24 protein-coding genes are annotated in these 26,090 nt (G+C 66.9%); 4 read left to right on the forward strand and 20 right to left on the reverse strand.

Going from position 1 to position 26,090, the window contains the following annotated elements; genetic code table 11:
- Positions 1-19 precede the first annotated feature (19 nt).
- The 11 genes from xrtA to G5C33_RS13520 all read right to left on the reverse strand — a co-directional run bounded on the left by xrtA (position 20) and on the right by G5C33_RS13520 (position 13,818).
- Positions 20-1,555: an exosortase A gene (xrtA, locus tag G5C33_RS13470; protein ID WP_165327691.1), complete on the reverse strand. Its 1,536-nt coding sequence runs from the start codon at positions 1,553-1,555 to the stop codon at positions 20-22.
- Positions 1,552-2,766, reverse strand: coding sequence for a TIGR03087 family PEP-CTERM/XrtA system glycosyltransferase (locus tag G5C33_RS13475; RefSeq protein ID WP_165327692.1), 1,215 nt, complete (start codon positions 2,764-2,766; stop codon positions 1,552-1,554). Before G5C33_RS13475 ends, xrtA begins: the two co-directional genes overlap by 4 nt.
- Positions 2,766-3,839, reverse strand: a complete 1,074-nt coding sequence (locus G5C33_RS13480) for a FemAB family XrtA/PEP-CTERM system-associated protein (protein ID WP_165327693.1) — start codon at positions 3,837-3,839, stop codon at positions 2,766-2,768. Before G5C33_RS13480 ends, G5C33_RS13475 begins: the two co-directional genes overlap by 1 nt.
- On the reverse strand, positions 3,836-4,678 hold the full coding sequence (locus G5C33_RS13485; RefSeq protein WP_165327694.1) for an XrtA system polysaccharide deacetylase: 843 nt from the start codon (positions 4,676-4,678) through the stop codon (positions 3,836-3,838). Before G5C33_RS13485 ends, G5C33_RS13480 begins: the two co-directional genes overlap by 4 nt.
- A 10-nt stretch (positions 4,679-4,688) precedes the next feature.
- Positions 4,689-5,903, reverse strand: coding sequence for an ExeA family protein (locus G5C33_RS13490; protein ID WP_165327695.1), 1,215 nt, complete (start codon positions 5,901-5,903; stop codon positions 4,689-4,691).
- A 26-nt stretch (positions 5,904-5,929) separates the two neighbouring features.
- Complete coding sequence (locus G5C33_RS13495; RefSeq protein WP_228275070.1) at positions 5,930-7,588, reverse strand: porin family protein; 1,659 nt, start codon at positions 7,586-7,588, stop codon at positions 5,930-5,932.
- Positions 7,585-8,607: an AAA family ATPase gene (locus G5C33_RS13500; RefSeq protein ID WP_165327696.1), complete on the reverse strand. Its 1,023-nt coding sequence runs from the start codon at positions 8,605-8,607 to the stop codon at positions 7,585-7,587. The genes G5C33_RS13495 and G5C33_RS13500 overlap by 4 nt, the downstream gene beginning before the upstream one ends.
- 10 nt (positions 8,608-8,617) lie before the next feature.
- A complete protein-coding gene (locus tag G5C33_RS13505) occupies positions 8,618-10,123 on the reverse strand; it encodes an XrtA system polysaccharide chain length determinant (protein WP_165327697.1) in 1,506 nt (501 codons plus the stop codon).
- A gap of 16 nt (positions 10,124-10,139) precedes the next feature.
- Positions 10,140-10,733, reverse strand: coding sequence for an XrtA/PEP-CTERM system exopolysaccharide export protein (locus G5C33_RS13510; RefSeq protein ID WP_407698085.1), 594 nt, complete (start codon positions 10,731-10,733; stop codon positions 10,140-10,142).
- A gap of 151 nt (positions 10,734-10,884) precedes the next feature.
- On the reverse strand, positions 10,885-12,123 hold the full coding sequence (locus tag G5C33_RS13515; protein WP_165327699.1) for a pyridoxal-dependent decarboxylase, exosortase A system-associated: 1,239 nt from the start codon (positions 12,121-12,123) through the stop codon (positions 10,885-10,887).
- Between the two features lie 150 nt (positions 12,124-12,273).
- Positions 12,274-13,818: an acyl-CoA ligase (AMP-forming), exosortase A system-associated gene (locus tag G5C33_RS13520; RefSeq protein ID WP_165327700.1), complete on the reverse strand. Its 1,545-nt coding sequence runs from the start codon at positions 13,816-13,818 to the stop codon at positions 12,274-12,276.
- Positions 13,819-13,870: 52 nt separating this feature from the next.
- On the opposite strand from G5C33_RS13520, the gene G5C33_RS13525 reads away from it, so the two are divergent.
- Genes G5C33_RS13525 through G5C33_RS13540 form a run of 4 tightly spaced genes read left to right on the forward strand, consistent with a single transcriptional unit; the run spans position 13,871 to position 16,663 of the window.
- Positions 13,871-14,866, forward strand: a complete 996-nt coding sequence (locus G5C33_RS13525; protein ID WP_165327701.1) for a GNAT family N-acetyltransferase — start codon at positions 13,871-13,873, stop codon at positions 14,864-14,866.
- A gap of 35 nt (positions 14,867-14,901) precedes the next feature.
- A complete protein-coding gene (locus G5C33_RS13530; protein ID WP_165327702.1) occupies positions 14,902-15,174 on the forward strand; it encodes an acyl carrier protein in 273 nt (90 codons plus the stop codon).
- Complete coding sequence (locus G5C33_RS13535) at positions 15,171-15,875, forward strand: hypothetical protein (RefSeq protein WP_165327703.1); 705 nt, start codon at positions 15,171-15,173, stop codon at positions 15,873-15,875. Before G5C33_RS13530 ends, G5C33_RS13535 begins: the two co-directional genes overlap by 4 nt.
- On the forward strand, positions 15,863-16,663 hold the full coding sequence (locus G5C33_RS13540) for a hydrolase 1, exosortase A system-associated (RefSeq protein WP_165327704.1): 801 nt from the start codon (positions 15,863-15,865) through the stop codon (positions 16,661-16,663). Before G5C33_RS13535 ends, G5C33_RS13540 begins: the two co-directional genes overlap by 13 nt.
- A gap of 138 nt (positions 16,664-16,801) precedes the next feature.
- Here the strand turns inward: G5C33_RS13540 and G5C33_RS13545 are convergent, their stop codons facing one another.
- From G5C33_RS13545 to G5C33_RS13585, 9 genes are all read right to left on the reverse strand, one after another.
- On the reverse strand, positions 16,802-17,155 hold the full coding sequence (locus tag G5C33_RS13545) for a hypothetical protein (RefSeq protein WP_165327705.1): 354 nt from the start codon (positions 17,153-17,155) through the stop codon (positions 16,802-16,804).
- Positions 17,156-17,406: 251 nt separating this feature from the next.
- Entirely contained in the window at positions 17,407-18,381 is a 975-nt protein-coding gene (gene trxB / locus G5C33_RS13550) for a thioredoxin-disulfide reductase (RefSeq protein ID WP_165327706.1), read from the reverse strand.
- A gap of 198 nt (positions 18,382-18,579) precedes the next feature.
- Positions 18,580-19,845 carry an adenosylmethionine--8-amino-7-oxononanoate transaminase gene (locus G5C33_RS13555; RefSeq protein WP_165327707.1) on the reverse strand — a complete coding sequence of 422 codons (1,266 nt, stop codon included), beginning with the start codon at positions 19,843-19,845 and terminating at the stop codon, positions 18,580-18,582.
- The gene (bioD, locus tag G5C33_RS13560; protein ID WP_165327708.1) at positions 19,842-20,471 is read right to left on the reverse strand and encodes a dethiobiotin synthase; all 630 of its coding nucleotides are present in this window, start codon (positions 20,469-20,471) and stop codon (positions 19,842-19,844) included. The genes G5C33_RS13555 and bioD overlap by 4 nt, the downstream gene beginning before the upstream one ends.
- A complete protein-coding gene (locus G5C33_RS13565) occupies positions 20,468-21,586 on the reverse strand; it encodes an 8-amino-7-oxononanoate synthase (RefSeq protein WP_165327709.1) in 1,119 nt (372 codons plus the stop codon). Before G5C33_RS13565 ends, bioD begins: the two co-directional genes overlap by 4 nt.
- Positions 21,587-21,644: 58 nt before the next feature.
- Entirely contained in the window at positions 21,645-22,100 is a 456-nt protein-coding gene (locus tag G5C33_RS13570; RefSeq protein WP_165327710.1) for a MaoC family dehydratase, read from the reverse strand.
- A 13-nt stretch (positions 22,101-22,113) separates the two neighbouring features.
- On the reverse strand, positions 22,114-23,274 hold the full coding sequence (locus G5C33_RS13575; protein ID WP_165327711.1) for an alpha-hydroxy-acid oxidizing protein: 1,161 nt from the start codon (positions 23,272-23,274) through the stop codon (positions 22,114-22,116).
- A gap of 347 nt (positions 23,275-23,621) precedes the next feature.
- Positions 23,622-24,092, reverse strand: coding sequence for a GNAT family N-acetyltransferase (locus tag G5C33_RS13580; protein WP_165327712.1), 471 nt, complete (start codon positions 24,090-24,092; stop codon positions 23,622-23,624).
- Complete coding sequence (locus G5C33_RS13585; RefSeq protein ID WP_165327713.1) at positions 24,089-26,005, reverse strand: acetyl/propionyl/methylcrotonyl-CoA carboxylase subunit alpha; 1,917 nt, start codon at positions 26,003-26,005, stop codon at positions 24,089-24,091. The genes G5C33_RS13580 and G5C33_RS13585 overlap by 4 nt, the downstream gene beginning before the upstream one ends.
- Between the last annotated feature and the right edge of the window lie 85 nt (positions 26,006-26,090).

Raw genomic sequence — 26,090 nt, forward strand, 5'->3', positions numbered from 1 at the left:
GGCGAGCGCGGCGCCGCGATCAACGGCCGCTCGCGACTCGATCCGCCAATGCGTCGACCGGCCCCGCCGCCGCGACGAAGCGCTCGAGCGCGGCGCGGCTGTCCCCATCGCCGCGTTCGGCCGAGACCAGCACCGCCACTGCCGTCTGGTCGCCGCCGAGCAACTTCGCCTTGAGAGTCGCCAGCTTGGCGCGGCTGTCGCTGCCGGTCAGCACACCGCCGACGCGATACCAGGTCACGGTTTCGCGCTCGACCGGGCCGGGCGCGCGCATGCGTATCGCGAACCCGCCGTCGAGCGGGCGGAGCGTTTCCACGCGTAGCCAGCGATCGTCCTCGCGGATCGCGCCCTGGCCGAAGCCGACCAGTTCCTTGCCGTCATGCTGGCTGCCATAGACAGCGACGGCGAGATCGACCGTTGCACCCGATGCATCGCGATAGCGGCCGTGAAGGGTGTGATCGGCAGTCGGATAATGAGGCGACCATGCCGCGCGATCGGACAAGGGAACGCGCTCCCACCCCGGAATTTCGGGCAAGGTCATGCTTGCGGGAAGATCGCTCGCCCGCGCATCGACGACATGGCCGAGCGCGAGAAACAGGCTCGCCCCCGCCAGCACCAGCAGCCCGGCAACGGGCGCTTCGGCGCGGCGACGAACGGGCGACTGCAGCGCGGCGGGATCGAACCAGGGCGCGTCGGGATCGCGATCGAACCAGCGCCAGCCGATCGCCAGCACCGCCGCCATGACGAGCGCGAAGAAGAACCAGCCATAGACGATATGATCGAACCCGGTGGCGGCCTCGACCGAGGTCATCCACGCGGCATAGATCGTGCCGAAAGCGCGCACCGCATTGGCCAGGATCGGCACGATCAGCGCCATCGCCATGAACGCGATACGGCGGCGCCATGCGACGTAGCAGACATTGGCGACCAGCGTGCCATAGGCGAGCATGGCGATCACGAACTTGGCCCCCGAGCACGCCTCGGCGACTTCGAAATAGCCGTTGGGCGTCGTGATCAACACACCGTCGCTCACCGCCGGAACGCCCGCAAGGTGCAGCAGCGGCATCACCATCTTCGCGGTAAGATCCTGCAGCGGCTCCTGCATGCCTTCGCCGAACGGCACGAGAAACAGCAGATAGGCGATCGGAAACAGCAGCGCGCGCGCCACATTGGGGCCGAGCACGGTCACCACCGCCCCCTGCAGCATCAACACCAGGCCCAGATGCCGCGCCAGCGCGACTTCCGCCGCTTCGCCGAGCAGCCAGCCGAACCCGCCGACCGCGACAAGCGCCAGACCGGGCAGCCATCCTTCCGGCCTGACCAGCGCCAGCTCGCGCCGACGCTGCCACACCAGCCAGCCGACCACCGGCAGAATGAACAGGCAGTGGCCGAAGGTGGTGTTGGTCCAGTAGATCGTCGCGAGATCGCCGACATCGCGCGCGAACAGGATGAGCAGCGTCGCCCAGACGCCGCCCAGCACCAGCGCGTGGCGCCGCCAGCGCGCGTCGAACCCGCTTTTCGCGGACTCGAAATGGCCGGAGGATAAAGCGACCGTCATGCCGCCGCCGTCGAACGGCCCGCGGAGCGGCCCGTCAGCCCGAGCAGCTCGTCGAGCGGGGCCAGCCGGGCGTCCCAGCTATAGCGTTGCTGCATCCGCTCGCGTGCCGAAGCGCCCAGTTCGGCGGCCTTGCGTGGATCGGAAAGGAGTTCGTCGATCGCTTCCGCCATTTCGCCGACGCTCGATCCGACACGGATCGTGCCGCCATGATCGATGCCCTGCGCGGCATCGCCCGTCGCGACCACGGGCCGTGCCATCGCCATCGCCTCGAGCACCTTGTTCTGCACGCCGCGCGCGATCTTGAGCGGCGCGACCGCGACCGAGGCGGCGGCCAGCCAGCCGCGAACGTCCGCGACTTCGCCGGTCACGACGACGCCCGGCTCCTTGCCCAGCGCCTTGACCGCATCGGTGGGATTGCGGCCGACAATCGCGAACCGCACATCGGGGTGCGACACGCGGATATGCGGCCAGACGGTGCGGACGAACCACTCCACGCCTTCGACATTGGGGCGATAGTCCATCTGGCCGGTGAAGACGATCAACGGCCCCATCGAGTCGATCCGCTTGAACTGCGCGGCGGGATCGTAAAATTCGGTGTCGATGCCGTTTTCCACGGCATATACCCGCTCGGCGCCGGTGCGCTTGCGGAACAAGGCCGCTTCGGCCTCGCTGACGAACAGGCTGGCGTCGGCGCGCGCCGCGACCTGACGTTCGAATTGCTGGAGCAGCCGCGCCTCGCGCGCGAACATCCAGCTTTTCAGCCCCTTCGAGCTTTGCGCATAGGCTTCGAACTTCGCCGAATCCATGTCGACGAAATCCATGATGACACGCTGGCGCGGGCGCGCGGGCAGATATTGCGCCATCTGGCCGGAAAAGACGAAGATCGTGTCGATCGCATGCCGGGCAAGGATGTTGTCCACCGATTGCTGCAGCGATTCATTCTGGAAGGACGTCAGCGATACCGGCCGATGCGTCAGCAGCGACTGCACCCCGGCCGCAAGCTGCGGCTTGGAACGCCAGACGATCGAGCGATTGCCGGTAAAGGGCGCGAGCCCGCCCTTGCGCTTCAGATCCTCCGAGCGATCGGCAAAGGCGATCAGATGCACCCGCTTCTTGCGCGAGAGATATTTGAGGATGTTGAACCCGCGAATCTTGTCGCCGCGATCGGGCGGATAGGGAATCCGGTGCGCGAGAAAGAGAATGTCGCCCATCAGCCGAGCCCCCGCGAAATCCAGGGGCCGAGACGATTGGCGAGCGCGAGCGGCAGCCGTTGCCAGGCAGCGACCTGAAGCCGGTATTTGGGGCTGAGCGGATTGATCTCACGCGGTGCTTCACCGTCGCGGGCGCGCTTGAAATAGGTGAGCGGCTGCGGATCGAAACCCCAGTTCTTCTTGAACGCGGCAGCGCCGGTGCCGACCTTCGACCGGCCGAAGTCGAACCGCGTGCAGCCGCGCTCGCGCGCATGCTGCATCAGCGAAAAATACATCCGGTCATTGGCCCGCAGGGCACGCGCGGCATGCGTGCCGCCGCCCCAATAAGGATAGACCGTGCCGTTCCAATAGATACTCAACACACTCGCCACTGGCACATCAAGATGCCTGACTATCAGGATATCCGCCGAACTCCCAAATTCGCGCAGAACCTCTGAAAAGAGACCCCGGGGAAATACCGGAGTACCCAGGTTGCGAACCGATTCCGCGTAGACCCGATAGTGCGCCGCAGCGTCGGCTTCGTTACAGCCGACCGAAATTTCGAGATCGTTCGCCAGCGCCTTGCGGATTTCGGCACGCTGCTTGCGCGGCACTGCCTTCAGCTCGGCCTCCTCGTCCGGCGCCAGATCGCGTGCGAACCCGCAATAGCTGGTCGAATCCGCGTGCCAGCCGCCGCCCGGATGCGCGCCGCCGCGCAGTTCCAGCGTCGGGCAGCTCACGCTTTCGGCAAGCCGCCAGCCTGCCGCGGCGAGCGGTGCCACCGCGCCCGCGCCATCGGACAATATCCCGCCGCCGACGCCGAACCCGGCCGATACCAGCGCGCGGCCGAACAGCGGCGAATGAACCTCGGTGAGCGGCAGCACGCCGACCAGCCGGTCCTCGCCGCGTTCGGCGATCAGATAATGCGCTTTCTGTCCGCAGCCGCGCGCGACCGCGACGCTCCACGCCGGCAAATGGAACGGTGTGCCATCCGCATGATCGTGCACGAACGCGCCGATCCGCGCCCGCTCGATCGGGTCGGTCAGGTCCGCCTCGCGCACTGCGATCGTTCGGTTGAGCATCGGCGCGTTCATGCCAGCCCCTCCGCCAGTCGCGCGACGACCCGGTCGGTACGCCCCCATTGGTGCCGTGCGATCAGCCCGGCGACCTTGCCGCGCATCGCGCCCAGCCGGGCATAGTGCCGCAGCTTCGATTTCAGCGGCGCGGCATCGACGCGCGGCTGACCGGGATCGATTTCCCAGGGATGGAAATAGAAGATCGCCGGCTGTCCCGCAGCGTTGGCGGCGCGCACCGCGCGATCGGTGATCGCCGCCGGAAGCAGCCGGAAAAAGCCGCCGCCGGTCGTGATCTGGCGATTGAGCAGCCGCGCGGTCGTCACCGGCAGCTCGATCAGCGGCGAATCGGGCAGCGGGCGATAGGCGTGGTGCGGCGCATCGGGCACGCCGTAATGATCGTGGCGCAGCGGCGCGACGCTGGAGGAATAGGCATAGCCTTCCTCGGCAAGCACCTGGTGCGCCCAGGGCGTGCGCTTGTCGAAGGAAAAGCTCGGCGCGCGATAGCCGGTGACCTTCACGCCCGACGCATCCTCCAGCGCGGCGCGCGTGCGGGCGAGATCGCTGCGAAACTGTTCGGGGCCCATCGTGAAGACGCGCTGGTGATCCCAGCCGTGGCTGGCGATTTCATGCCCCGCCGCGGCGATGCGACGGAGCAGCGCCGGATGCCGTTCGGCCACCCAGCCGAGCGTGAAAAACGTGCCATGCACGCCGCCGGCTGCGAACAGTTCGAGTACCGCATCGGTATTCGCCTCGACCCGGTCCTCGAGCGTCGGCCAGTCCTCACGTGCGATCACCGTTTCAAAGGCGCCGACGTGGAACCAGTCCTCGATATCGACCGAGAGGGCGTTGACGACCATCGCCGCTCCTTCAGGCCGCGTCGTCGCGCAACGACGAAATGTCGGGGCGGCGCGAATCGCTTTCGACCCAGTCGACCAGCAGCGTCAGCACGCGGCGCAGCACTTCGTCCTGCGACTGGAGCTGTGCTTCGAGCGCCTCGACTCGGCGGAGCAATGCGGGATTGTCGCCGCTCCCCTTCCCGGCGGGCGGCGGCGCGGGCGCCTGCGTGGCCGCAGCGCGGATCTCTTCAGGGCCGAGATTCAGCATTTCGTCGAGCGATGGCATCGCTGCGATACCGGCGCTCGATGCCGGCGGTGTCGGCTGCGGGGGCGTGGGTTCCGGGGGCGTCGGCTCGGGCGGCGGCGGCGGCGAAGCCGCGCTGGCCGCCTGCGCGGGTGCGGGTGCGGGTGCGGGGCGATGACCGGCGAAATCGGCGGTATCGCTGTCGAGATCGGCGATCACGGTTTCGATGTCCGGGCCGTGAAAGGTTTCGATCTGTTCGATCGCGCCGTACAGCAGGACACGTGTGGCAAGCTGATTGAGCTTGCGCGGGCTGCCTCCCGACCAGCGGTACATCGCCGCGATCGCATCGTTGGTGAAACGCGGCTTGCCGCGCCAGCCGACCACCGACAGGCGATGGATCAGATAGGGTTCGACTTCGTCGGCATCCATCGCGCCGAGCTGGTGCATCGCAATGACGCGCTGGCGAAGCTGGTCGAGCCGCTGGTCGTAGAGCTGGTCGCGCAGTTCGGGCTGGCCGAGCAGGAATATCTGCAGCAGCGGATAGCCGCCTGCCTGAAAATTGGAGAGCATCCGCAGCTCTTCGAGGCTTTCGATCGGCAGCGCCTGCGCCTCGTCGACGATCAGCAGGGTCCGCTTGCCGCTGCGCGCGACATTGTGCAGCCCCTTTTCGATGCCCGAAAGCATCGCCGCCTTGGACTGGCCGGCGACCTCGAGGCCAAGGCCCGAGGCGACGGTGCGCAGCAGGTCTTCGGCCGGCAGCTGCGTCGAAACGATCTTGATGACGTTCAGCCGCTCGGCGTCCACCTGCGCCAGCAGATGGCCCATCAGCGTGGTCTTGCCCGCACCGGGCTCGCCGGTGATCACGACGAACCCCTCGCCCTGGCTCAGGCCATAGCCGAGATAGGCCATCGCCTTGCGGTGCGTGGCCGTATCGAACCAGAATTTCGGATCGGGCGTCAGCTGGAACGGCCGGCCGCTCAATCCGTAGTGATCGTCGTACATCCTCGTCTCCGCGGGATCGCTCCCGGCTAGAATCCGTAACTCAGGCCGAACAGGCCCTGGGCAACGTAACTGTCGTCATAGGGGTCCGGTCTGTCGAACCCGTAAAGACCGATCGCGGCTGTCGCGCTCAACCTTCCGAAACTGTGCGAATAGGACGTGTTGACGCCCCAGCCGAAGACATCGTTCGAGCCCGGAATCTCGCTGCGGTAATAATTGACATAGACATTGCCGCTCAGCGAGCTTTGCGGCGTCAGGCTGCTCGATCCGAAAAGCTGGGCATAGAGGCTTTCGTCGGTCAGCCCGTCGACGCTGAACCCGGTTCCCGTATCGGGCGCGATGAATTCGCGGTTGCTGTAGCCAGCGCCCACGCCCCAGCGCGATCGCATGCCGTTGAAGGCGACCACCGCGTCGACACCGCGCGCGCGATAGTTCGACGTCGCGACCGACTGGAAGACACCGTTGAGGCAGCCCCCCGCCGCGCCGTTGGTACCGGTGACGCAGCCATTGTAGTCGCTGCCCAGCGGGTCCGAGCCGGTGGTGTAGCTGGTCGGAAGCGACGCGATGCCGTTGTTGAGCTGGCGCCCGAAGCTCTGGATGCTGTCATAGACGCCGACCTGCACCGCGCTGCCGCGGCCGAACTGGTAGCTGAGCGAGCCGGTGTAGCTCCAGCTGTCGTAGCGGCGGCCGACACGCGCCTCGACCATCGTCCGGCGGCTGGGGCGATAGACGACGCCGGCATCCCAGAAGAGGCCGTCGGTGTCATAGGCGAGCCGGCGCGGCGAATCGGGATCGGTGACGAAGCGCCCCGCCGCATCGCGCACCGGCTCGTCCGATGCGTCGAGCAGCGCGTCGCGCTGGCTGATCTGGATACTTTCATAGCCGACTCCGCCGACCAGCGCGACGCCGCGCGAGACCGGCACGACGATGTCGCCGCGGCCATATTTGCCTTCGTAGCGCTGGTCGAGCTGCCCGGCGTCCTCGCGCTCCCACGCCCCGCTGACGGTCACGCCGACCGGCAGCACCGTGCCCGAAGCGACACCAACGCTGACATTGGCCGAATGCGACGTCGAATCATCATAGACGTCGAGCGGCGGCGCGTCGGGATCGACGCCGGTGACGCCGGGCGCCTCGGCGCGGGTATAGCCGAAGCGATAGCCGGCATTGACATTGATCGCGCCGACCTGCGTCGCGAAGGAGGGGCCGGCATAGGCCGAATAGATCTGGCTGACATTGTCCGCCGCCAGGTCATTGGTGTTGCCCGGCGCGTCGCCGCGAATGTCCGAGCGCGCCCGAGTGGCGATGGCGCCCCCTTCGATGGTGAAGCCCGGCGCGACCGCGACCGCGGCGCGCGCCAGCCCCGAATGCACCGACCCGTCGGAGGTGTTGCTGTCATAGGCGAATTGGTGGGTATAGGTGTAGCTGAGCTGCACCTGCACGCGGCGCGTCTGCACCGATGCGTCCACCCCCGCGCTGACATTGGTATAGGTCAGGACGTCGCCATCCTGCAGATCGGCGGTCAGCACCTGCGCGACATCGATATGCGGCGTGATATCGACATGGCGCCCGCCGCCCGACTGGGCATGGGCGGGGTTCGCCGCCAGCGCCAGCGCGCCCACGGCGGCACTGCCGAGCCATTCGATGCGCACGCGGCGCAGCAGGCGTCCGAATTCGGTTTCAGCGGTCATGCGCCCGAATCCTCATAGTAATTGCCGAAACGATATCCGCCCGGCTGAAAGGAAATGCCGTTGAGAACGAGCTGCACATGCTCGCACGCATCGACCATCGCGACGGCTTCGCGCAGATCGGTTTCGGTGGTCTGCTCGGCACGGACGACCAGCATCACCTGGCCGACATGCAGCGCCAGCACCGAGGCGGGCGACGCCGCCAGCACCGGCGGCGTATCGAAGATCACGTACCGGCGCGGATTGGCCTGGGCGAGCCCGGCCAGCACAGCATGCGCGCGATCGCTTGCCAGCAGCTCGGTGTCGCTGGCGCTGCGCGTGCCCGCGGGCAGCAGCGTGAGCTGCGGAATATCAGTTTCGACGACGCAGTCCTCGACATTCTCGACCGCGCCCGAAAGCACGTCGAGCAGCCCGGGACCGGTCTCCACGCCCAGCCGCTTGAGCACATCGGGCTTGGCGAAATCGGCGTCGACCAGCAGGATCTCGACATCCTTTTCGGCGGCAAGCGACAATGCAAGGTTGATCGCGCAAAAGGTCTTGCCCTCATTGGGCCGCGCCGAACCGACCAGCACCATCCGGGCGCTGTTGGCGTCGGCTCCGGCCACCGCGCGCGCGGTGAGCAGCAACTGGCGCTTCACCAGCCGGAATTCCTCGGCCAGTGCGGTCACTGTGCCGCCGGGCACGATCAGCCCCTGTTCGGCCAGCCGGTCGCGATCGATCACCACCTGGCGGCGGCCGGGATGCGGCACGGGACCGCCCGGGGCCGGAGCCGGCGCGGACGGCGCCTGCGGTGTCGTCGGAGCGGGATTTTCGGCGACAGGTTCGGCTTGGGGCGCCGGCCGCAACACCGGGCCGGCTGGCTCCTGCGGTGTTTCGAAGGCGGACCGGGCGGGCGGCACCTGGCGCGGCGGCTCCTGCACGGGCGGTTGCGGCTGCGCGGGCTGGCTGTCCGAATAGCGGTAAAATTCGGCCGCCCGTTCGATCAATGTACCCTTGTAGCGCCGGGGTGTGGAGTCGTTCATATCCGCCTCCTCAAGCCGCCATGCCGCGCTGGATGAACTCGACCCCGACCAGGCCGACAAAGGCGACGCCAAGCGCCAGCGTGCCCCCCGCGAACAGGATCAGGCGGCGGCGGCGCATCGCGCGCTGTGCCTGCGTCACATATTCGCCGATCGCGCCGATCACCGGCATGCCGCTCGCGCGCTCCAGCTTGCGTGCGTCGAGATAGGTGGTCTGCAGCTTCGACAGCGCGAAGGCGATGCCGACACCGGCGCCGAGCCCCATCACCAGCACCCCGGCGAGAAGCATCGGGCGGTTGGGCGATGTCGGCGTGCGCGGCGCGGTGGGCGGATCGATCACGCGGAACTTGACCGCACCGGCCTGATTCTGGGCATCGACTTCGAGGCTCACCTGCTCGCGCTGGGCAAGGAGCTGGTCATATTGCTGCTTGAGCACATTGTAGTTGCGGTCGATTTCCGCCTGTTCCGCAGCGACGCCGGGCGCATCGCTCAGCTTCGCCTCGAGCCGGGCGAGATCGTTCTCAAGCTGCTGCTTGCGCTGGGTAAGCGCCGCGACCTGGGCGGAGCGATCCGCCTGCATCGACCGCAGCGACATGTAGAGCGGGTTGGAAACGCCGCCACCGGCGCTCCTGGGTTCGTTGCGCGCAGCGGCGCGGGCAGCCGAAAGCTGGCTGAGCAGCGCCTTCACATCGGGATGATTGTCGGTCCAGCCGCGCGCACGCGCTTCGGCGAGCTGGCCCTCGATCGCGGCGACGCGCGCCCGCGCCGGGCCAACCGCAGCACCGCCGCCGCCGGCGACAGTGGCCGGCGTGCTCGCCATCTGGGCATTGACGGCGTTGAGACTGCTCTGCGCGGCCGCAAGATCGCTTTCGACCTGCGAAAGCTGCGTCCGCGCAGCCGAGATCCGCTCGCTCAGCGATCCGGTGCCGGGCAGAGCGGCAAGATATTGCGACTGGAATTCGGCGCGCTTGGCCTCGGCTTCCTGAAGCTGGCGCTGGCGCTGGGCAAGCTGTTCGTCGAGGAAGTTCAGCCGCTGGCTCGCTTCGTCGCGCTCGTTCGACAGATTGTCCTCGACGAAGATGTCGATCAGCTTCTGCACCACTGCCTGCGCGATCTTGGGATCGCCCGAGGTCGCACTGATCTGGAATAGATTGTCCTGCTGGGCGACGATCTTGATCGATCCCTGCAGGCTGGCGATGCGATCGGCGATATCCTGCTCGCTCGACACCGTCTGCGACAGTGCGGTGCCGCGCACCACCTTTTCGAGATTTACCGCCGACGTCAGCGTCTGGCGGACGCGATCGACGTCGCGCTGCTGCTGCACCTGGTTGGCTTGCTGGCTCGGCAGGATCTGGCGCAGCTGCACGAATATGCGCGCGCTCGATTCATAACTGTTGGGGATTTGCGACACGACGAACCAGCCGGCCAGACACACCGCCCAGGCCACCGCCAGTGCAATCCACCGGCGACGCCACACGCCGTACAGCGCGGCGCGAATCTCGTCGTAGAGGTTCCCCATCCGGTCGGCCGCCCCCTTAGAACATGCTTTCGGGGATGATGATCACATCACCCGGTTCGAGACGGACATTGGCGCTGGTATCGCCGTCCTTGATCAGATCGGAGAGGCGCAGGCCATATTCGCGCTGGCGGCCGGTCGACCGGTCGAACCGGACGAGGCGCGCGCGATTGCCCGCGGCGAATTCGGAAAGGCCGCCCACCGCGATCAGCGCGTCGAGGATCGTCATGTTCGCGCGATACGGAATCGATGCGGGCTTTTCGGTCGCACCGACGATGCGGATCTGCTGGCTCGACGTACCCGAGAAATTCTCGACGATCACGGACACGATCGGATCGTTGATATATTCGCTGAGCGCGATCTTGATATCGGCGGCGAGCATGCCGGGCGTCTTGCCGACGGCGGGCATATCGCTGATCAACGGCGTAGTGATTCGCCCATCGGGGCGCACCTGAACCTTCGCCGAAAGCTCGGGATTGCGCCACACGAAGACCTGGAGCTGATCGAGCGGGCCGATGATATATTCCTCGCCCGGAGAATCCGGTCCGGCGACGAAACCGGCCGGCGGCAATTCGGGTCGGCCGCCGCCGCCCATGCAGCCCGCAAGCAGCATTGCCCCGATGATCGGGAGCAACAATACTCGGCCAGTCCTCAAGAAACGCATGCCCGAACCTCCTTCCCCGCGCGGCTACGGGCCGACGACGTCTCGACGGCATTCCGCACAGGATGGTGTCAGCTATGCGGGGGAACAGGTTAAATTAGCGTTAGGAGTTTTTCGTCGGAGCGAGGATTTCCCTGGCGGCGGGGTGCCCCAGAAAGCCGGAGGGGCTGGCCGAAGCGCCATAGGCGCCCGCACAGAAGATGGCGATCAGGTCGCCGACCTGTGCCTGCGGCAGCATCACCTTGTCGCCCAGCCGGTCGAGCGGCGTGCAGAGCGGGCCGACCACCGAAGTTTCAACGTCGGCTGAGGCGTTTAGCTTGTCGGCCACTGCGATCGGATAGTTGCGGCGGACGACCGTGCCGAAATTGCCGCTCGCGGCGAGCTGATGATTGAGGCCGCCATCGACGACCCAGAAACGCTCTTCGCCACTCGTCTTCATGTCGACGATGCGCGTCAGATAGACGCCCGCTTCGCCGACGATCCAGCGCCCCAATTCGATCGCGAATCGCGATCCGGCGAGATTTTCGGGCAGATCCGCCAGTTTTTCGGCAATCGCGGCGCCGATCGCGGCGATGTCCACCGGCGTATCGCCGTGGAAATAGGGAATGCCGAATCCCCCGCCCAGATTGACCAGCGGCGGCACCTGCCCCGCGTCCCCCGCCAGCCGCGCGGCCAGATCAACAGTGGCGGCCTGGGTCTCAATGATCGCGGCGGTATCCAGCGACTGCGACCCGGCGAAGATGTGAAAGCCGCGCCACTGCGCACCGGCATCGCCGATCCGGCGCACAAGATCGGGCACACTGGCGACATCAATGCCGAAGGGCGACGCGCGGCCGCCCATCTTCATGCCCGAACCGCGCAGCTCGAAATCCGGGTTCACGCGGATTGCGATCTGCGGCGCGATTTCGAGGCGCCTGCCGATTTCCAGCGCGCGCTCGATCTCCCCGGCGGATTCGGCGTTCAGCGTCACGCCGGCCCAGATCGCGGCTTCGAGTTCATCGTCGCGCTTGCCCGGCCCCGCAAAGCTGATGTGCTCGGCGGGCTTCACCGCCAGCGCCTTCACCATTTCCCCCGCTGACGCGACATCCAGCCCGCCGACCATCGGCGCGACCTGCGCGAGCAGCGGCTCCCAGGGATTGGCCTTCACGGCATAATGGATGTCGACGATGTCGGGCAGCGCGGCGCGCAGGGCCGCGAGCCGATCGGCGACTGCGCCGACGTCATAGACGAAAAGCGGGGTGTCGCCTGCCTCGGCGACCCATTGTTCGGCGGTCCTGCCGGCGATGGTGAGCGCGCTCTGATCGGCGAATTGCAGCGGGATGGGACCGGTGGGTTTGCTCATCAGGTACCCTTTTCGAACGTCGTCGAAGAAGAAGGACGGCGCTTCGACAGGCTCAGCGCAAACGGCTTTTGGAGATACTTCATAGGCACGCCCAGAACTCCCGTTCGGGCTGAGCCTGTCGAAGCCCTGTTCTTCCCTTCAGCGCCCGGTTCATACCCGCGCCTCCGCCGGATTGGTTTCCATCAGCGACAACCTGAGCGCCGTCCTATCGAGCTTGCCGTTGGGATTGCGCGGCAATTCGGCCTGCCAGCGATAGCGTTGCGGCTGCTGGAAGCTCGGCAGCTCGCGGCGCAGCCGTTCGCGCACCGATGCTTCGGCCGCGTCGGGATCGCCCTTGGGCCGCGCGATCACGACGATCGCCTGCCCCAGCCGCGGATCGGGCACGCCGAACACTGCGCATTCGGCGACTTCGCCGCCCGCGAGCACGGCATCCTCGATCTCGGTCGGACTGATGCGATTGCCCGCCGACTTGATCATCTCGTCGTCGCGCCCGACGAAACGCAGCAGCCCGTCGGCGCCGACCATCGCAGTGTCGCCCGACCAGACCGCCATCCCGCCATATTCGGAAAAGGCGGGCGCGGGCTTGAAGCGTTGCGCGGTGCGTTCTTCGTCCTGCCAATAGCCTTGCGCGACCAGCGGCCCGGCATGAACCAGCTCACCCGGTTCGTCGGGACCCGCGCGCGTGCCGTCGGAGCGGACGATCATCACTTCGGCGAAGGGCACGGCGCTCCCCACCGAATCGGGATGTTCGTCGATCAGCGACGGATCGAGATAGGCCGAGCGGAACGCCTCGGTCAGGCCGTACATCGCGTAGAGATCGGCCTGCGGGAACATCCCGCGCAGCCCGCGCACCAGCCGCGGAGTCAGCGCGCCGCCGGTATTGGTGAGGCGTTTCAGCCGCGCGGCGGTTTCGGGCGGCCATTCGGCTTCGAGCAGCTGCACCCAGAGCGGCGGGACGCCGGGCAGGCTGTTCGCTGCGAAGCGTTCGACTGCCTTCACTACGTCGCGCGGCGTGAGATAATCGAGCGGCACGACGCTGGCGCCCGCATACCAGCTCGAAAGCAGCTGGTTCTGGCCATAGTCGAAACTCAAGGGCATCACCGCGAGGATGCGGTCCTGCGGCGCCACCTTCAGATAGGTCGCGACGCTGACTGCGCCGAGCCAGAGATTGGCGTGGCTGAGCATCACCCCCTTGGGACGCCCGGTCGAACCCGAAGTGTAGAGGATCGCGGCGAGTTTCGACGTGTCGCCATCGGCGGGCGACGGCGGCAGCCCCTCGCCCGTCATCGGCACATCGGTTTCAAGCACGGCGGCGCATACTTCGGGACGGTCGCCGTCTTGCAGCGTACCGAGCCGCCCCGCCCCCGCGATCAGCATCTTCGCGCCGCTGTCCTTCAGGATATGCGAAACCTGCGCATGCTTGAGCAGCGGATTGACCGGGACGTGGATCAGTTCGGCGCGCACCGCGGCAAGGGGCATCACGCACGCGAGCCGTGTCTTTGCGAGCCAGCTCGCGACGCGATCTCCTGGCGCCAGCCCCTGCGCGCGCAGCCATGAAGCCACCGCGCCCACGGCTTCCTCCAGCCCCGCAAAGTCGAGGACGCCCGCCTTGTCGACCAGCGCCGGAGCGTCAGGCGCGCCGCGCAGCGTCAGGCGGTCGAGCGGCTCGGTGTCGGGGCTTAAGCCTTTCGTCATTGCGTCCGCCTAGGTTCCCTTTGGTGAAATGCGCGGTTACCGAGATATACCGATGAGTGTTGACGTAAAGTTGTTCGACGATCTGGATGCCGTTGCCGCCGATGCCGGCGGCGCGCTGGATCGTGCCGCGCAGCCGCGAATCTACAACCGGATCGACTGGTTTCGCCGCGTCGCGGCGCTGTGCCCGATAGACGGCCGACCGCTGATCGCTCGGGCGCGCGACGGCGATGCCGCCGCCTGGCTGTTCCTGGCGCGCAAGGGCGTGCGGGCGCAGGCGCTGGCGAGCTGGTACACGCTCGATTTCCAGCTTGTGACGCAAGGCGGCGGCGGCCCGCTGATCGACGATATCGCCAGCAATCTGAAGGGCATTGCCCATCTGACCCTTTCGCCGGTGGCCGATCCCGCCCCGATCGCGGCGGCCTTTCGCAAGGCGGGCTGGATCACTGCGCTCAGCCCCGCAACGGTTACCTGGGAGATCGAGCCGCCGGCGGATTTCGAGAGCTATTGGGCGTCTCGCCCGGGCAAGCTGCGCAGCACGGCGAAGCGCAAGGGCAGGAAGGCCGGGCTCGACATCGCAATCCATCGCGAATTCGATGCCGATGCCTGGGACGCCTATCGCGAGATTTACGAAGCGAGCTGGAAACCCGAGGAAGGCAGCTGGGACTTCATGCGGTCCTTCGCCGAAGCCGAAGGCGCGGCGGGCACGCTGCGGCTGGGTATCGCGGTCAGGGACGGCAAACCGATCGCCGCACAGCTATGGCACGTAGAAAACGGCCGCGCGACGATCCACAAACTCGCCTATCGCGAGGACGCGAAGGACCTTTCCCCCGGCACGATCCTGAGCGAGGCGATGTTCCGCCATGTGATAGAGCAGGACCGGCCGCAAGTGATTGATTACGGCACCGGAAACGAGCCGTACAAGGCCGACTGGATGGAGGGCGCGCGCAAGATGTGGCGCATCGATTGCTGGAAGCGCAACCATCCGGCCGCATGGCCGGGACTTGTCCGTCACTTGCTCGGACTTGTCCGCAGGCGGCTTAGCCTCTAGGCGGTCTCCCCAAATTCCAACCGGGTCTGATAACAATGCTCCCTGAAGGTATCGATACCGTCGAAACGACCGTTCGCGCGGTGCTGCGCGACACGCTGGGCCTCAGCGAGGACCGCGCGGCTGCGTTCGAGACCGAAACCCCCTTGTTCGGCGCGTTGCCCGAACTGGATTCGATGGCCGTCGCCGGCGTGCTGACCGAGCTGGAGGACCGGCTGGGGATCATCATCGAGGACGATGAGGTGGACGGCGAAATGCTCGAAACCTTCGGCGCGCTCACCCGATACGCCGCGGACAAGGCGCTCAAGTGATTTCGCATTATGACTGGACCGGCGGACGCGAGGCGATGTTGCGCTTCGGACCCGATACCGGCCCGGTCATTGTCGCGGCACTGCCGCTCTTCGAGGAGGCAAACCGCGTGCGCGCGTTCACGGTGACGATCCTGCGCGCGCTCGCCGAGCGCGGAGTTGCGGGGGTGCTGCCCGACGTGCCGGGACAGGGCGAGAGCCTAGACCCCACCCACACGCTGACCCTGGCGCGCGCGCGCGAAGGCTTTGCCGCAGCGGCCGCCGTTCCGCTCGGCGAGGGACGGACAGTGTATGGCTTCGCGATACGCAGCGGCGCACTGCTCGACGGCGAGGCACAGCTTGCCGGGCGCTGGCATTTCGCGCCGATGACCGGCGCCGATCAACTCCGCGAACTCACCCGCGCACGACAGGCGGCGGCGCGCGAGGCGGGCGAGAGCTTCGATGCAGCGTCGCTCAAGACCGCGACCGAGCCGGTCGAGATGGCGGGCAATTTCCTTTCGCCGCTGCTGCTCGCCGAAATGCCCGATGCGGCGCCGGTGACCGATGGCGTGCGCACCGTGCGGCTCGAAACCGATGCGCGGCCCGCCGATCACAAGATCGCAGGCGCCCCGCTCTGGCGCCGGGCCGAGCCGGACAATGATCCGGCGCTGGCGGAATTGCTAGCCGACGATATCGCGCAATGGGTGGCGGCATGCGAAAGCTGATCGCCTTTCCCTGCGCCGGCGAAACGCTGCTCGGCACGCTCGACGAAGCGCCGGGGACGACCGGGCTGCTGATCGTATCGGGCGGCAACGAAATCCGCATCGGCGCGCATCGCGGGCAGGCGATGCTGGCGCAGCGCGTGGCGGAGAAACTGGGTGCGCCCGTCTTCCGCTACGACCGGCGCGGGATCGGCGATTCGACCGGCGAAAATGGCGGGTTCGAAACGACGCGCGAGGATATCGCCGCCTCCGTCGCCGCCTTCCGGGAACATACCCCGCAGCTCGAGCGGCTGGTGGCGTTCGGCAATTGCGACGCGGCGACGTCGCTCGCCTTCTTCCACGAACAGGCCGGGTGCGACGCGCTGCTGCTCGCCAATCCCTGGGTGATCGAGGAGGAAAGCGACACGCCGCCCGCCGCCGCGATCCGCGCGCGCTATGCCGAGAAACTCAAGGACCCGCGCGAATGGCTGCGGCTGCTGCGCGGCGGCGTCGACCTGCGCAAGCTGGCGCGCGGGCTGGCAAAGGTCTCGGCCAAGTCCGAAGCCGCCGCGCCCGAGGGGCTGGCGGCGCGCATGGCGTCGTCGCTCGACGCGAGCCCGGTGCCGGTGACGATCCTGCTCGCGCGCGGCGACAATACCGCGATCGCCTTCGCCGATGCGTGGAAGGGCGACCGCTTCGCCCGCATCCGCACGCGGGTGCAGTTCCGGGAGCTGGAATCGGACAGCCACAGCTTTGCACGGACGGGCGACAAGGCGTGGCTGTTCGAGCGGGTGCGGGAAGCGCTGCGCTAACCCCTCTTCCACCGTCACCCTGAACTTGTTTCAGGGTCCACTTCCCAACTCGCACGGACATCGCTTGTTGCACGGTGGATGCTGAAACGAGTTCAGCATGACGAAGAACAGGAGGATGAGGAGGTTTCGGCCTTCCGCTTACCGCTGACTGGTCGTGAACCGCGCGAGCAAGAGGAAAACGGCGAATACGACGATGCCGGCAAAGCCGCCCCAGACGGCATCGAACATCCGCGTCATCCACCAGCTCACCGCCCAGCCGAGCACAACGCCAGCAACGATACCGTAGATCCAGATGGTCACGCTGTTCCGCAACGCCAGCCAAACGAGCCCGGCCGCGACGATGATCCCGCCGAGGATCGCGAACAGCAAGTGCCAGCCATCCTGGGACATCAGATAGCCTACCACCGCACCGACAAGCAGCGCAGGCCCGAAAAAGGCGATCAGGCAACCGGTATTGTCATTGTCGTCGACGACGCGAACATTGACAGCCATCGCGCTTCCCCCACGAATCCGTCACTAAGCAAGCTAGGGATCGGTTAACCATAGTCAAGGAGCAGGCGGTTTTTCGGGGGTCGTTTCGCTGGTGTGAAGGCGAGTGCATTCCTCCCCCGGAGGGGGAGGTGGCAGCCCGAAGGGCTGACGGAGGGGTAGGCGCGGCAGGCGGCGCGTTCGCGGCCTTTGCCCCTCCACCACCGAGCTGCGCTCGGCGGTCCCCCTCCCCGAGCAAGCTCGGGGAGGAATTCTTACTCCGCAGCTTCGGTGATCGCTTCGAAATCGACCTCGGCGAGGAAGCGTTCGGCATCGAGCGCGGCCATGCAGCCGGTGCCCGCCGCGGTCACTGCCTGGCGGTAGTGCTTGTCCATCACGTCGCCGCAGGCGAACACGCCCGGGATGTTGGTCTTCGCAGTCCCCGGCGTCACTTCGATATAGCCGTCCTTGTCGAGCGTCAGCCCGGTGCCCTGGAACACGTCGGTCGCGGGCGAATGGCCGATCGCAACGAAGCCGCCCTCGACGTCGATGCTCGAAATCTCGCCGGTCTCGGTGTCGCGCAGCTTGAGCGCGGTCAGGCCCGCAGGTTCGCCTTCGCCGACGAATTCCTCGACGGTCTTGTTCCACAGCACCTTGATCTTCTCGTTCGCGAACAGCCGCTCCTGCAGGATCTTCTCGGCGCGCAGGCTGTCGCGGCGGTGGATCAGCGTCACGTCATGGCTGTGATTTGTGAGGTAGAGCGCTTCCTCGACCGCGGTGTTGCCGCCGCCGATCACTGCGACCTTCTTGCCGCGATAGAAGAAGCCGTCGCAGGTGGCGCAGGCGCTGACACCCTTGCCCTTCAATGCTTCCTCGCTGTCCATGCCGAGCCAGCGCGCCTGCGCTCCGGTAGCGATCACCAGCACGTCGCCCGAATAGACGGTGCCGCCGTCTCCGATCAGGCGGAAGGGGCGCTGCGAGAGATCGACCTCGGTAATCGTGTCCCACATCATCTGCGCGCCGACATGCTCGGCCTGCGCCTGCATTTCCTCCATCAGCCAGGGGCCCTGAATGACGTCGCGAAAGCCGGGATAATTTTCGACATCGGTGGTGGTGGTGAGCTGACCGCCCGGCTGGAGCCCCTGCACGACGATCGGCGCCATCCCGGCGCGCGCGCCATAGATTGCGGCGGAAAGCCCGGCGGGGCCGGAACCGAGGATCAGCATACGAGTCGAGTGGGTGGCGGTCATGAGTGTTCCTGTGTCGAAGAGCCGATTGCCCGGCCCTGCCCTATCCGTTGGTGCTGAGCTTGTCGAAGCACCGTACTTGCTTCTGGCCTAGAAGAAAGAACAGCCCTTCGACAAGCTCAGGGCAAACGGGTGTTTGCGTTTGTTGTGGAGAATGGGTCCGCCCCGAGCCCGTGGCAATGTTAAAGCGGAGAAGCTTTGCTATCCCCCTGACAAGGCCGCATCGGCCGCCCGGTCCACCGCATCGTGCAGCGCGCCGAGATCGGCGTCGTCGATGCAATAGGGCGGCATCAGATACACCGTGTTCCCCAGCGGACGGAGCAGCACGTTGGCCTCACGGAACACCGCCGCCATGCGCGGCCCGGCCGCCGAGAGGTAATCGCCGTCGGGCACTGCGACTTCGGCGGCGACGATCGTTCCGGTGCGGCGGACATTGTGGAAGCGCGCGTCGGCCGCCAGCCTGGCGCGCCATGCCTCCTGCCGATCGCACAGGCCAGCGATCCGCTCGCGCACGGGCTCCTCGCGCCAGATCGCGAGATTGGCGGCGGCGGCGGCGCAGGCGATGGGATTGGCGGTGTAGCTCGACGAGTGGAAGAACATCTTCGCCTTGTCGGTCGACAGGTGCGCGTCGAAGATCGGCGCAGTCGCCATCGTCACCGCGAGCGGCATCGAACCGCCGGTGAGGCCTTTGGAAAGGCACATCAGGTCGGGCGTCACATCGGCCTGTTCGCAGGCAAGCAGCGTTCCGGTGCGACCCCAGCCGGTCATCACTTCGTCGACGATAAGCAAAACGTCATTTGCGGCGCAGATTCCGGCCATTTCCCGAAGCGTGTCGGGGCCGTACATCCGCATGCCGCCCGCGCCGAGGATCAGCGGCTCGACGATGAAGGCGGCGGGTTTCTCGCGCGCGGCGCATGCGGCTTCGAGCGCGTCGAGCGTCGCCTGCTCCGCACCCGCTTCCGGGAAGGGGATGCTTTCGACATCGAACAGCAGCGGCGCATAGCTGGCAGTGAACACCCCGCGCGCGCCGACCGACATGCCGCCGACCGTATCGCCATGATAGCTCGAAGCCATCACCAGGATGCGGTGGCGCGGCTCGCCGCGATTGGTCCAGTAGCCGAGCGCCATCTTGAGCGCGACTTCGACACTGGTCGACCCGCTGTCGGAGAAGAAGACGTGGCGCAAAGGCGCGGGCATGATCTCGATCAGCCCCGCCGCGACCGTTTCCGCCGGTTCATGGGTGAAGCCGGCGAAGATGACCTGATCGAGCTTCTGCGTCTGCTCGGCGACTGCTCCCATGATGCGCGGGTGGCAATGGCCGTGCGTCGTTACCCACCAGCTCGAAATGCCGTCGATGATGCGGCGGCCCTCGTCGGTGTAAAGCGCCGCGCCCTCGCCGCGCGCGATGCGCGGGATCGGTTCGCCGAGGCCATGCTGGGTAAAGGGGTGCCAGACGGGGGATGTCACAGATCGAGTGCCTCCAGATCGAAGCCTTCGGCAAAGGCCATGTGGAGCGTTTCATAGTCGAGTGCAGAAAGATGCGGCAGGCGACCGAGACGGCGGACCTGGCCGATCGCGCAGATCGTCCGTTCGCTATCGGGCACGGCGTCGCCGACGAACGCGATTCCCGCGATCGGGATGTTGCGTGATCGCAGCGCCTCAATCGAGAGCAGGCTGTGGTTGATGGTGCCGAGCGATGTCCGCGCCACCAGCACCACCGGCGCGCGCCACTGCGCGAACATGTCGGCGTAGAGCAAGGGTTCGGCGAGCGGGACGAGGACGCCCCCCGCGCCTTCGATCACCAGCAGCCGGTCGCTTTGCGGCGGCGTGAGCCTGTCGGGGTCGATCAGCACCCCCTCCTCCGCAGCCGCAAAATGCGGCGATGCCGGTGTCTTGAGCCGATAGGCTTCGGGAAAGACGCGATCGTCGCGCAGCCGCGCCAGCCGGGTTACGGCCTCGCGATCGGTTTCCTCGTCGAGCCCGGCCTGCACCGGCTTCCAGTAAGCGGCGCCGAGCGCGTGCACGAGCGCGGCGGAAATGACGGTCTTGCCGACGCCGGTATCGGTGCCTGTGACGATCAGATGGCCACTCATGCCAGGTCTCCCAAGCCTTGCGCCAGCGCGTCAACGTCATCGGGCGTCGCGTTGAGCGTCAGCGAGATGCGCAGCCGCGCGGTTCCCTGCGGCACCGTCGGCGGGCGGATGGCGCGAACGTCGAAGCCTTGCGCCTGCAATGCCTCGGCCATCGCAACGGCGCGGGCATTGCCGCCGACATGGCGCAGCAGGATCTGGCTGCCCGTCGCGGGGACGCCGATCGGGGCGAGCTTCGCCGCCGCATGGTCGACCAGCGCGTGGAGTTGCTCGCGACGCTCCGATGCTTCCAGCGAGCGGATCGCGGCGCGGGCGATCGCGGCCATCAGCGGCGACGGCGCGGTCGAGAAGATGAACGGGCGGGCGCGGTTGACCATGAAGTCGGCAAGCAGCCGGGGCATGCCGAGCAACGCGCCTTCGCAACCCAGCGCCTTGCCGAGCGTGCGCAGAATCACCCGGTTATCGGCGCGCGGCAGTTCGGCGGAGAGCCCCCTGCCCAGCGGCCCCCAGACGCCGGTCGCGTGCGCCTCGTCGACTACCAGCATCGCCTCGTGCCGGTCGGCCAGTGCGGCGAAGTTTGCCAGCGGTGTCTTGTCGCCGTCCATCGAATAGAGGCTCTCGACCGCGATCCAGACGCGGCCGGTGCCGCCTTGCCCGCGCCAGTCGGCGATGACCGCATCGAAGGCCGCAACATCCTGATGCGCGGCGGCGCGCGTTTCGGCGCGGCCGAGCCGCATACCGTCATGCACGCTGGCATGGATCAGTGCATCGTGAACGACGAGGTCGCCGCGCTGCGGCACCGTGGCGAAGAACGCCGTGTTCGCAGCGAAGCCGCTCGAGAAGAACAAGGTCGCTTCGTCGCCGAAGAACGCCGCTGCCTCCGCCTCCAGCGCTTCGATCTCCGGGTCGTTGCCGCGCAGCAGCCGCGAGCCGCAAGACCCGATCGGCACGCCGCGCGCCAGCGCCTCCCCCGCCGCCTCGCGCAGCAGCGGCGCATCGGCGAGGCCGAGATAGTCGTTCGACGAAAAGTCGACGCCCCGGCGTGGGCTCAGCCGCCGGAGCGATCCGGCATCGGCAAGCGCGGCGAGATTGGATTCGAAGGGTGCGGCCCAGTTCATTGTTCGGGGCGGGTAGCCCAGGGAAAGCGCGGAATCCAGAAAGCGCTTCTTTGCCCGGTCACGCCGCCGGCTTGCTCCGCAACAATGCCGAGCGGAGGCATTCGCACACCACCTCGTCGCGCTGGTTGAGTGTCTGGTGCTTCCAGGTGACGATCCCCTGCCCCGGCCGCGATTTGGACGGGCGCGTTTCGACCACTTCGCTGGTCGCGCGCAGCGTGTCGCCGAGGAAGACCGGCTTGGGCATCACCAGCTTGTCGTACCCCAGATTGGCGACCAGCGTGCCGAGCGTCGTGTCGGTGATGGTGAGGCCGATCATCAGCGCGAAAGTGAAGGTGCCGTTGACGAGGATCTGGCCGAATTCGCTCGCCTTGGCCGCCTCGACGTCGAGATGCAGCGGCTGGGTGTTGTGCGTCATCGTCGTGAAGAGGAGATTGTCCGTCTCCGTCACGGTGCGGCGGATATCGTGCTCGATCCTGTCGCCAACGGTCCATTCGTCGAAAAAACGTCCAGCCATGTTGGTCCCTTCGTCAGATACGGGTGACGCCGGCTTCGCGCACGGCGTCGAGAGTCGGCATGCCGTTGACCGCCATCAGCAAGTCGGCCTCGGCGAGAATCGATTTGAGGACATGCGCGGCTCCCGCCGCACCGCCCAGCGCGAGCCCGTAGCAATAGGGGCGCCCGATGCCCACCGCCGCCGCGCCCATCGCCAGCGCTTTCACGACATCGGTGCCCGAACGGATGCCGGAGTCGAACAGCACCGGCGTGTCCCCGGCCGCCTTCACGACGTCGGGCAGCATGTCGATCGCAGCGATCCCGCCATTGGCCTGCCGCCCGCCATGATTGGAGCAATAAATGCCGTCGATCCCGGCATCGACCGCGCGGCGCGCATCGTCGGGGTGGCAGATGCCCTTGAGCAGGATCGGCAGGCTGGTGAGGCCGCGCAGCCAGGGCAAATCATCCCAGGTCAGCACCTTGCCGAACAGGCTGACCCACAGCATCACCGCGGCCTGCACATCCTCCGCCGGGTCCTTGCCGAGCAGGTCGCGGAACACCGGATCGCTGGTGTAGTTGGCGAGGACATGGCCGCGCAGCTGCGGGAAATTGCCGCTGTTCAAGTCACGCGGGCGCCAGCCGGTGACCCAGGTGTCGAGCGTCACCACCAGCGCCTTGGCGCCCGCCTTTTCGGCGCGGGAGACGAGGCTGGCGGCAAGATCCTCGTTCTTGGGCGTGTAGAGCTGGTAGAGCGCGGGCGTATCGCCGCAGGCGGCGAACACCGCCTCCATCGGATCGTTCATCAGCGTCGATCCGATGAAGGGAACGCCGGTTTCGGCCGAGGCCCGCGCGGCGGCGATGTCGCCATGCCCGTCCTCGGTGCAGATGCCGGTGACGCCGATCGGCGCCATGAAAATGGGCGACGGCAGCTTCATGCCCAACAGGTCGATCGACAGGTCGCGCGTGGCGCAATCGACCAGCATCCGCGGCACCATGCCCCAATGGGCGAAGGCGGATGCGTTGGCGTCCTGCGTTGCCTCGTCGCCGCAACCGCCCATCACATAATCGCGGACGCTGTCGGGCATCGCCTTGGCGGCGCGCGCTTCGAGCGTGGCGAAATCGACGGGAAGGTCGGGGGTCTTTCCGCTCAGGCCCGCAAAATAGAGGGCGTTCTGATAGTCGCCGTAATGGGGCATTTGGGCCTCTCCGGTGTCTTTTGTTTTGACCCTTCTACCATTCCTCCCCCGGAGGGGGAGGTGGCAGCGCGCGGGGCTGACGGAGGGGTAGTTTCCGCTGACGCGGCGCTTGCGGCCTTTGCCCCTCCACCACCGAGCTGCGCTCGGCGGTCCCCCTCCCCGAGCAAGCTCGGGGAGGAATTTGGGGCGTGCCCCTTCACGCATCACCGTCATGCTGAACCCCTCGACATGCTCGGGACAGGCTCGTTTCAGCATCCACCGTGCAACAAGCCCGGTCCGTGCAAGTGGAGGAGTGGACCCTGAAACAAGTTCAGGGTGACGATATGCGAGTGGCTCCGTTCCGTGCCTCAATCCTCCAGTTGCAGCTTGAATCCGTAGTGACTCCGCACCCAGCCGAGCCGTTCGTAGAAGCGGTGCGCGTCGGGGCGGTTCATGTTCGATGTCAGTTGCGCCATGCGGCAGCCGCGTTCCCGGCATTGCGCGACGGCCCAGTCCATCATCATCGTCCCGAGCCCCTGCCCGCGCAGATCATCGACGATGCGGACCGATTCGATCAGGCCGCGCCAGCTTCCCCGGAAAGCGAGGCCGGGGATGAAGGTGAGTTGCAGCGTGCCGACGACGCGGCCGTCCAGTTCGGCGACCGCGAGCAGCTGGTTGGAATCGGCCGCCAGCGCATCGAAGGCGGCAAGGTAGCGCGGATCGGGCGGGTCGCTCACAAACTCGCGGTCGGGCGGCGTCGTATCCTGTGCGATCAGCGCGAGGATTGCGGGGAGATCGTCGCGCCGGGCGGCACGGAATTGTACCGCCGCCGTACTCATTCCTCGGCCTTGTCCACCAGCACCAGCACCGTGCCTTCGCTCACCTGACTGCCGGTTTCGACATTGAGCTCGGCAACCGTCCCGTCGAACGGCGCAGTGAGGCTGTGTTCCATCTTCATCGCTTCGAGCGTGACGAGCTTCTGCCCGGCGGCGACATTGTCGCCCGCCGCGACATCGACGGCGATCACCTTTCCCGGCATCGGCGCGAGGATCGCGCCGTCGGCCGCCGCGCCGCCCGCGCCGCCTTCGTGACGGGCCGGGGCGAAGCGATAGGGCTGGCCGCCGTCGAACAGCAGGAATGCTTCCTCGCCGGGGATGCGCGATGCCTCGATCAGCCAGGCGTCATCATAGTCGCCGCCGCCGGTGATCGGCACGATGCGCGTTTCGCCAGGTCCGGCCAGCGCGACTTCGCGACGCGGCGCGGCATTGAGGCGAAAGCCGCTGAAACTGGTCCAGGGCGTGGTTTCGACTTCAAGCGTGTCGGCACGCTCCATCACGTGCAGCGCGGCGGCGTGCCAGAATTCGTCGGGCGCTTCGGGCGCCGGGATCAGCGTTTCGCCCGCATCGGCGATGAAACCGGTGGTGACGTCACCGCTGCGGAACGCATCGCTGTCGAGGCAGCGCCACAGGAAGCCGGCATTGGTCTTCACCGGCCAGGCATGGCTCTTGTTGATCATGTGCTGCAGGTCGTCGATCGCGTCCGCACGGTTTTCGGCATGGACGATCAGCTTGGCGATCATCGGATCGTAGAAGGGCGAAACGGCGTCGCCCTGCTCCACCCCGGTTTCGACGCGGAAGCTGGTGCGCGGCCCTTCGAACAGATGGAGCGCGGCGAGCTTGCCGGTGCTCGGCAGAAAGCCGGTCGCCGGGTCCTCGGCATAGAGCCGCGCCTCGATCGCGTGGCCGTGGATCTTGAGCTGTTCCTGCTTGGCCGGGATCGGCTCGCCCGCCGCGATGCGGATCTGCCATTCGACCAGATCGACGCCGGTGATTTCCTCGGTCACCGGATGCTCGACCTGAAGCCGCGTGTTCATTTCCATAAACCAGATGCGATCGGCGCGCAGGCCTTCGCTGGCGTCGGCGATGAATTCGATCGTGCCCGCGCCGACATAATCGACTGCCTTGGCCGCGCGGACGGCGGCGGCGCAGAGCTCCTCGCGCGTTTCGGGGCTCATGCCCGGCGCGGGGGCCTCCTCGATCACTTTCTGGTGGCGACGCTGGAGCGAGCAATCGCGCTCGAACAAGTGCACGACATTGCCGTGGGTGTCGCCGAAGATCTGAACCTCGATATGGCGCGGCGAGAGGATGTATTTCTCGATCAGCACGCGATCGTCGCCGAAGGACGACGCGGCCTCGCGCTTGCAGCTTTCGAGTGCGTCGCGGAAATCACCCGAGGCATCGACGCGGCGCATCCCCTTGCCGCCGCCGCCCGCGACGGCCTTGATCAGCACCGGATAGCCGATCTCGTCGGCCTGTGCCTTCAAATGATCGGGGTCCTGATTTTCGCCGAGATAGCCGGGCGTGGTCGGCACGCCGGCATCCTGCATCAGCTTCTTGGCGGCGTCCTTGAGGCCCATTGCGCGGATCGAGGACGGCGTGGCGCCGATCCAGATCAGCCCCGCATCGGCCACGGCCTGCGCGAAATCGGCGTTTTCGGAGAGGAAGCCATAGCCCGGATGGATCGCCTGCGCGCCGGTCTGCTTTGCCGCCGCGATGATCTTTTCGCCGACGAGATAGGATTCGCGCGCCGCGGAGGGGCCGATATGCACGGCTTCATCGGCCATGCGGACATGCCGCGCCTGCGCATCGGCGTCCGAATAGACCGCGACGGTGCGGATGCCCAGCTCGCGCGCGGTGTCGATGATTCGGCAGGCGATTTCGCCGCGATTGGCGATGAGAAGCGATTCGATCATGCGCGGCCTCCCTTGCAGGCGCCAAAGGAGACAAAAGAGACACCACGTCCCCCCTCCCCTTCGCTCCCCGAAACGTGGCCGATGG

The organism is Sphingosinithalassobacter tenebrarum (genome assembly GCF_011057975.1).
Taxonomy (GTDB): Bacteria; Pseudomonadota; Alphaproteobacteria; order Sphingomonadales; family Sphingomonadaceae; genus Sphingomonas; species Sphingomonas tenebrarum.

Excerpts from the sequence above, each read along its gene's own strand:
- G5C33_RS13545 (WP_165327705.1), bottom strand. The coding sequence starts at position 17,155 with ATGGCTGTCAATGTTCGCGTCGTCGACGACAATGACAATACCGGTTGC.
- G5C33_RS13490 (WP_165327695.1), bottom strand. The coding sequence starts at position 5,903 with ATGTACGACGATCACTACGGATTGAGCGGCCGGCCGTTCCAGCTGACG.
- G5C33_RS13570 (WP_165327710.1), bottom strand. The coding sequence starts at position 22,100 with ATGGCTGGACGTTTTTTCGACGAATGGACCGTTGGCGACAGGATCGAG.
- G5C33_RS13505 (WP_165327697.1), bottom strand. The coding sequence starts at position 10,123 with ATGGGGAACCTCTACGACGAGATTCGCGCCGCGCTGTACGGCGTGTGG.
- bioD (WP_165327708.1), bottom strand. The coding sequence starts at position 20,471 with ATGAGTGGCCATCTGATCGTCACAGGCACCGATACCGGCGTCGGCAAG.
- G5C33_RS13575 (WP_165327711.1), bottom strand. The coding sequence starts at position 23,274 with ATGCCCCATTACGGCGACTATCAGAACGCCCTCTATTTTGCGGGCCTG.
- G5C33_RS13495 (WP_228275070.1), bottom strand. The coding sequence starts at position 7,588 with ATGACCGCTGAAACCGAATTCGGACGCCTGCTGCGCCGCGTGCGCATC.
- G5C33_RS13585 (WP_165327713.1), bottom strand. The coding sequence starts at position 26,005 with ATGATCGAATCGCTTCTCATCGCCAATCGCGGCGAAATCGCCTGCCGA.
- G5C33_RS13565 (WP_165327709.1), bottom strand. The coding sequence starts at position 21,586 with ATGAACTGGGCCGCACCCTTCGAATCCAATCTCGCCGCGCTTGCCGAT.
- G5C33_RS13485 (WP_165327694.1), bottom strand. The coding sequence starts at position 4,678 with ATGGTCGTCAACGCCCTCTCGGTCGATATCGAGGACTGGTTCCACGTC.
- G5C33_RS13530 (WP_165327702.1), top strand. The coding sequence starts at position 14,902 with ATGCTCCCTGAAGGTATCGATACCGTCGAAACGACCGTTCGCGCGGTG.
- G5C33_RS13520 (WP_165327700.1), bottom strand. The coding sequence starts at position 13,818 with ATGACGAAAGGCTTAAGCCCCGACACCGAGCCGCTCGACCGCCTGACG.
- G5C33_RS13525 (WP_165327701.1), top strand. The coding sequence starts at position 13,871 with ATGAGTGTTGACGTAAAGTTGTTCGACGATCTGGATGCCGTTGCCGCC.
- G5C33_RS13540 (WP_165327704.1), top strand. The coding sequence starts at position 15,863 with ATGCGAAAGCTGATCGCCTTTCCCTGCGCCGGCGAAACGCTGCTCGGC.
- xrtA (WP_165327691.1), bottom strand. The coding sequence starts at position 1,555 with ATGACGGTCGCTTTATCCTCCGGCCATTTCGAGTCCGCGAAAAGCGGG.
- G5C33_RS13475 (WP_165327692.1), bottom strand. The coding sequence starts at position 2,766 with ATGGGCGACATTCTCTTTCTCGCGCACCGGATTCCCTATCCGCCCGAT.
- G5C33_RS13510 (WP_407698085.1), bottom strand. The coding sequence starts at position 10,733 with ATGCTGCTTGCGGGCTGCATGGGCGGCGGCGGCCGACCCGAATTGCCG.
- G5C33_RS13580 (WP_165327712.1), bottom strand. The coding sequence starts at position 24,092 with ATGAGTACGGCGGCGGTACAATTCCGTGCCGCCCGGCGCGACGATCTC.
- G5C33_RS13515 (WP_165327699.1), bottom strand. The coding sequence starts at position 12,123 with ATGAGCAAACCCACCGGTCCCATCCCGCTGCAATTCGCCGATCAGAGC.
- trxB (WP_165327706.1), bottom strand. The coding sequence starts at position 18,381 with ATGACCGCCACCCACTCGACTCGTATGCTGATCCTCGGTTCCGGCCCC.
- G5C33_RS13480 (WP_165327693.1), bottom strand. The coding sequence starts at position 3,839 with ATGAACGCGCCGATGCTCAACCGAACGATCGCAGTGCGCGAGGCGGAC.
- G5C33_RS13500 (WP_165327696.1), bottom strand. The coding sequence starts at position 8,607 with ATGAACGACTCCACACCCCGGCGCTACAAGGGTACATTGATCGAACGG.